The sequence below is a fragment of the Sphingomonas sp. Leaf25 genome, assembly GCF_001421635.1.
GTDB lineage: Bacteria > Pseudomonadota > Alphaproteobacteria > Sphingomonadales > Sphingomonadaceae > Sphingomonas.
In genome coordinates this window covers 82,539-88,797 of sequence record NZ_LMKU01000006.1, presented here as the reverse complement: position 1 = coordinate 88,797, position 6,259 = coordinate 82,539, and the positions used below count along the sequence as shown (strand labels likewise).

Annotated in this window: 3 protein-coding genes and 1 pseudogene; all 4 read left to right on the top strand. The window is 66.8% G+C overall.

The genetic code is table 11. From position 1 onward, the window contains the following. Nucleotides 1–139: 139 nt before the first annotated feature. Nucleotides 140–3,016 carry a TonB-dependent receptor gene (locus ASE78_RS03225; protein ID WP_056493152.1) on the top strand — a complete coding sequence of 959 codons (2,877 nt, stop codon included), beginning with the start codon at nt 140–142 and terminating at the stop codon, nt 3,014–3,016. Between the two features lie 68 nt (nt 3,017–3,084). Next, nucleotides 3,085–4,170, top strand: a complete 1,086-nt coding sequence (locus ASE78_RS03220; RefSeq protein ID WP_056493150.1) for an arabinan endo-1,5-alpha-L-arabinosidase — start codon at nt 3,085–3,087, stop codon at nt 4,168–4,170. 1 nt (nt 4,171) lies between these two features. Then, the gene (locus tag ASE78_RS03215; RefSeq protein WP_056493147.1) at nt 4,172–5,179 is read left to right on the top strand and encodes an arabinan endo-1,5-alpha-L-arabinosidase; all 1,008 of its coding nucleotides are present in this window, start codon (nt 4,172–4,174) and stop codon (nt 5,177–5,179) included. Between the two features lie 2 nt (nt 5,180–5,181). Beyond that, nucleotides 5,182–6,210, top strand: a pseudogene (locus ASE78_RS03210) (glycoside hydrolase family 43 protein); the annotation flags it as partial. Nucleotides 6,211–6,259: the final 49 nt, after the last annotated feature.

Genomic DNA, 6,259 nt, shown 5'->3' with positions numbered 1-6,259 from the left:
CCTGCCCCAATCCCCCGCCATACCGTAACGGTAATCGCACGAACGATTACTCATACTTTTCCCATTGCACCTGTTCGAATTTCTCCGTATTTGTCCGAGTATATCGAAGCCGCCAACGGCTCGAGGCAGGGAGAGGGAAATGGGTTTCAGACCGATCATTCTGGCATCGGCATCGTCGCTGTCGCTGCTGTGTGCGCCGGCGCTGGCGCAGACCACGCAAGGGGCGAATACGCCCGATGGCATCGGCGCCCCGCTCGGCACGCCGACCGATGCGCCCGAACAGTCATCCGATGGCACCCCGGCGCGCGAGGCGACCCCCGACAGCGAGGACGAGATCGTCGTCACCGGCGTGCGCGCGTCGATCCTCGGCGCGCTGAACGTCAAGCGCAACGCGACGCAGGTGGTCGATTCGATCGTCGCCGAGGATGTCGGCAAGCTGCCCGACAACAACGTCATCGAGGCGTTGCAGCGCGTGACCGGCGTGCAGGTGACGAACCGTGCCGGCGGCGAGGCGGCGGGCATCTCGATCCGCGGCCTGCCCGATGCGCTGACCACGATGAACGGGCGCAACATCTTCACCGCGTCGGGACAGGCGTTCGCGCTGGCCGATATTCCGGCGAACCTCGTCAAGCGGATCGACGTGTACAAGACGCGCGCGGCCGACCAGATCGAAACCGGCATCGCCGGGCAGATCGACGTGTTCACCAGGCGGCCGTTCGATTTCGACGGCTTCGCGCTGTCGGGCGTGGCGCGCGGCATCTACAACGAACAGGCCGATACGTTTAACCCCAACGTCTCGGGCCTCATCAGCAACCGCTGGGAAACCGGGATCGGCGACATCGGCGTGCTGGTCAGCGGCAGCTATGCGCGGACCAAGTACCGCGACATGAGCGTGACGTCGGGCGCGATGGTGCCGTTCGTCACCCAGAATCCGCCGCCGGGCTTCGTGCCGTTGCAGCGCGTGTTCCCCGAATCCGGCGCATGGCAGCCGGGCACCGAGCGCGGGCTGCCGACCGCCGCCGGTTCGACCTTCCTGCTCGGCGGGCGGCAGGTGCCCTATTATCTGTCGCGCGACGCGGTGTTCAGCCCCGATGTCGCCGGCACGCGCGAACGCCCGGCGGTGAGCGCGGCGGTGCAATGGTCGCCCAGCAGCGATGCGACCTACACCGCCGAATTCTTCTGGAACCAGTTCAAGTCGACGACGCAGAACAGCCTGTTCTTCAGCTTCGTCGACTGGTGGGGGGCGCTCGGCACCAATCCCGGCTCGACGATCGAGCTGTATCCCGACACCAACATCATCAAGGCGCGCTCGGTCGGCGACGTGTTCGGCTTCAACAGCGGCGACTATACCCGCTCGAAGACCGACAGCTTCGTCTATGCGCTGAACGGCGACTGGAAGGTGGGCGACAATGCGCGCGTCACCGCCGACCTGTCGTATCAGAACAGCCAGTTCGACACGCAATTCCTCGCGATGCGGCTGACCCGCGTGGCGCGGCGGATCGACGTCGACTTCAATACCCGCAACGGCATCCCGTCGTACAATTTCGACAACAACGACCTGCTGGTCGATCCGACCCAGTGGGACGTCGGCGAATTCTATGACAATGCCAACCGGTCGAAGGGCGATGCGATCACGCTGCACCTCGACGGCGAGAACCGCTGGGACAACGGTTTCCTGCGCCGGGTGAAGGCGGGCATCCGCGTCGACAGCCGCAACGCGATGGATTCGGTGCGCACGCAGGACGCGCCGGGGCTGGGCCGCAAGCTGTCGACGCTCGATCCCGGGCTGCAACTGGTCAACAAGGACTTTTTCCAGGGGCGCGCGAGCGTGCCGACGTCGTGGCTGGTGCCCAACGGGACCTATATCTACGACAATGTCGACGCGATCCGGCAATTGTATCGCGGGTCGGTCGACCCCGGCATCCAGTTGTCGGACCAGTTGAAGATGATCGACGTGTTCGACATCAACGAGATCACGATGACCGCCTATGCGATGGCCGACGGGCAGTTCGACCTGTTCGGGCGGCCGTTCCACGTTCAGGCGGGCGTGCGCTATGTCGATGTCGATACCGATCTGGTGTTCACCGACCGGCTGAGCGGTGCCGTGACCGGCGCGTCGCAGGGCACCACCCGCTTCCTGCCCAGCGCCACGCTGCGCTGGGAGATCACCGACAATTTCCGGGTCCGCTTCAACTATGGCGAGACGCTGCGCCGGCCGGGGTTCGCCGACCTGAACCCCAATTTCAACCTGACCGGCGACCTGACCAGCATCGGGCGCGGCAGCGGCAGCGCGGGCAATCCGGGGCTGCGGCCGACCGTCGCCAAGAACTACGACTTTTCGACCGAATGGTATTTCGAACGCAACAGCGCGCTGTATGCCACGCTGTTCCGGCGCGAGATCGACGGGCTGGTCGTGCCGCTGACCTCGGTGCTGACGATCCCCAATTCGGGGCTGAACACCAATGTCTTCGCGGTCACGCGGCCGGAGAATGCCTCGAACGGCGTGCTGAAGGGGGCGGAACTGGGGCTGACCTATTTCCCGACCTATCTGCCCTCGATCCTCGACGGGTTCGGATTTCAGGGGAGCCTGACGCTGCTCGATTCGAAGCAGAACATTCCGCTGACCGACGGGTCGGGCAATGTGACCGGCGAGACGGAGTCGGCGTTCTTCGGCGTCTCCGACCTGTCGTTCAACACCACGCTGGCGTATGAAAAGGGCGGTCTTGGTGCGCGCCTCTCCTATGTGTGGCGCAAGGAGTTCCTCGCCAACAACGAGGCGCGGCTGTTCGCCAACCCGATCGGCGTGTGGCGGCGGCCGGAGAGCAGCCTCGATTTCCAGCTCACCTACGGCATCACCGACCGGCTGGGGCTGACGCTCGACGCGGTCAACCTGACCAGCCAGACGCAGCAGAATTACTACCGGTTCGAGGATGCGGGCAACGCCGACCAGTTCAACCTGGGCACGACGTTGCTGTCGCGGACCTTCGCGGTGGGCCTGCGCTTCTCGCTCGACTGATCGGTGCCCGTGCGGGCGGCCGCTTGGCGCCGCCCGTTCGCCGATCCCCCTATTCTCGGAGTGATTCCATGATCCGGTCCACGCTTCCGCTCGCCGCGCTCGTCCTGCTCCTCGCCGGATGCAACGGCATCTCGGGCACCGATGCCAGCGGCAATATCTCGGCACCCGTCTATCCCGCGCCGACGCCGACCCCCACGCCGACTCCGACCGCCACCGCGACCCCGGTCGGCCTCGCGCTTACCGGCGATACGATGCCGGTCCATGATCCGGCGATCATCAAGGACGGCAACACCTATTACCTGTTCGCCACCGGCGCGGTCGGCGACCGCGAAGGGCTGCTCGCCACGCGCACCTCGACCGATCTGACCGGGTGGACGTGGCGCGGGGCGGCTTATACCGCGCTGCCGTCGTGGGCGACCACGGCGGTGCCGGGCACGACCGGCATCTGGGCGCCCGACATCGTCAAGCGCGGCGGCGAATATCGCCTGTATTATTCGGTATCGACTTTCGGGCGGAATCAGTCGGCGATCGGGCTGACCACCAACAGCGCCTTGAACCTGAATTCGCCCGCCGCCGGATGGAGCGACAAGGGCGCGGTAATCCAGTCGCAGACCACCGACAATTTCAACGCGATCGACCCCGCCGTGTTCACCGATGCCGACGGGCGCGAATGGATGGCGTTCGGCAGCTTCTGGAGCGGCATCAAGCTGATCCGGCTCGACCCCGCCACGGGCTTGCGGCTGGCGAGCGATCAGACGATCTATCCGCTGGCGAGCCGGCCCGCGCCGGGCGCGGTCGAGGCGCCGTTCGTCGTGCGGCGCGGCGAATATTATTACCTGTTCGCGTCGTTCGACGAATGCTGCAAGGGCGCGGACAGCACCTACAACACCGTCGTCGGCCGGTCCAAGACCGTGACCGGGCCGTATCTCGACAAGGCGGGCAAATCGATGCTCGACGGTGGCGGGTCGGCGGTGCTGGCGTCGGGCCGGGGGACGGGGGCGCGCTATGTCGGGCGGGGCCATGTCGCGGTGCTGCAGGAGGCGGCGGGCGATTACATCGTCTATCACGCCTATGACACGCAGCGGAACGGCGCGCCGACGTTGCAGGTGCAGAAGCTGAACTGGGACGCCGATGGCTGGCCGGTGGCGCAGTAGCATGCGCCCGCGCCGTATCCTCGCGGCGATCGCGCTGCTGGCGGCGGGGGCGCAGACCGCGCCGCCTGCCGCCGACATCCGCCCGGTCCACGATCCGGTGCTGATCCGCGAGGGGGCGACGTGGCACGTCTTTTCGACCGGCATCGGCAAGGACGGGCAGGGGCTGATCGCGGCGCGCACCTCCGCCGATCTGGTGACATGGGCACCGGGCACGCCGCCGTTCGCGAGCCTGCCCGAGTGGGCGGCGCGCGCCATTCCCGGCGCGCGCAACCTGTGGGCTCCCGACATATCGTTCGTGAACGGACGTTACCGGCTGTATTATTCGGTATCGACCTTCGGGTCGAACCGATCGGCGATCGGGCTGGCGACGACGCCGACGCTCGACCCCAAGCGGCCGGGCTATGGCTGGCGCGACGAGGGGATGGTGCTGCAATCGCGGCCGGGCGATGCGTATAACGCGATCGATCCGGCGTTCGTGGTCGATCGGCAGGGGCGGCACTGGCTGTCGTTCGGCAGCTTCTGGAGCGGGTTGAAGCTGGTCGAGCTGAACCCCGTGACCGGCAAGCCGCTGCGCCCCGCCGCCAAACCGCTGGCGCTCGCCAGCCGCCCGGTGCCCGCCGGCGCGCCGTCGATCATCGAGGCGCCCTATATCTTCCAGCGGGGCGGCTGGTACTGGCTGATCGCCAGCTACGACTATTGCTGCAAGGGCGTGAACAGCACCTATTATACTGTGATCGGCCGGTCGCGGACGATCGCCGGGCCGTATCGTGGCAAGGACGGTAGTTCGATGCTGGCGGGCGGCGGCACGTTGCTGCTGCGCGCCGATCTGGAGGAGAAGGGGCGGTTTCGCGGGCCGGGCCATGCCGGCCAGTATCGCGGGGCCGACGGTGTCGACCGCCTCGTCTACCATGCCTATGACAAGGAAAACGCCGGCGCGCCGACCCTGCGGATCGCGACCCTGCACTGGGGTGCGGACGGCTGGCCGGTGGCCCGGCCCCAAGGAGAGTGACCATGACCCTATCGCTTACCCGCCGCTCTGTTCTGGGCGGCATGGCGGCAAGCGCCGCGCTGCCCGCGTTCGCGCAGCGGCGCTCGACCCGGATCGTCAACCCGCTGGTGAAGAACCGCGCCGATGCGCAGGTGTTTCGCCACACCGACGGCTGGTATTATCTGACCGGATCGGTGCCTGAATATGACCGGCTGGTGCTGCGCCGGTCGCGCACCATCGCCGGGCTGACGACCGCGCCGGAAAAGGTGCTGTGGCGGCACGAGGCGAAGGGGCCGATGTCGGGGTTCCTGTGGGCGCCCGAGCTGCACCGAATCGACGGCAAATGGATCATGTATTTCGCCGCCGGTCCCAGCGGCGGCGGCGAGGACGTGTTCCGCATCCGCACCTATGCGGTAGTGTGTGATGGGGCCGATCCGATGACCGGCACATGGACCGTGCTCGGCCAGTTGCAGACGCCGTGGGACAGCTTCAACCTCGATTCGACCAGCTTCGTCCATCGCGGCACCCGCTATCTGGCATGGGCGCAGCGCGAACCGGGGATCGAGACGAATTCGAACCTGTATCTCGCACCGCTCGCCACGCCGCTGACGCTGGCGGCGAAGCCCGCCCGGCTGACCGTGCCGACGCTGCCGTGGGAAATCCGGGGGTACAAGGTGGCCGAGGCACCGGCGATCCTCGCGCGCAACGGGCGGCTGTTCCTGACCTATTCGGCGAGCGCGACCGATGCGCGCTATTGCCTGGGCATGCTGACCGCGCGCGATGATGCCGACATCATGGACCCCGCTGTCTGGACCAAGTCGCCTGAGCCGGTGATGAAGACGTCGGTCGAGCACAAGATTTTCGGGCCGGGCCACAACAGCTTCACCGTCGACGAGCGCGGGCGCGACATGCTGGTGTTCCATGCGCGCGATTACGAGAAGATCACCGGCGACCCGCTGTTCGATCCCAACCGGCATACGCGGGTGCAGCCGGTGCGGTACAATGGCGAGGGCGTGCCGCTGTTCGATCCGCCGGTAGCGAATGGGCCGCTGGTGTAGGGACGTTGCTCCCCGCCCTTGTCAGAGAGGGGAGCGCATTAGC

Bases quoted from the DNA above. Each gene is read 5' to 3' on its own strand.
- ASE78_RS03215 (WP_056493147.1), top strand. From the start codon at position 4,172: ATGCGCCCGCGCCGTATCCTCGCGGCGATCGCGCTGCTGGCGGCGGGG.
- ASE78_RS03220 (WP_056493150.1), top strand. From the start codon at position 3,085: ATGATCCGGTCCACGCTTCCGCTCGCCGCGCTCGTCCTGCTCCTCGCC.
- ASE78_RS03225 (WP_056493152.1), top strand. From the start codon at position 140: ATGGGTTTCAGACCGATCATTCTGGCATCGGCATCGTCGCTGTCGCTG.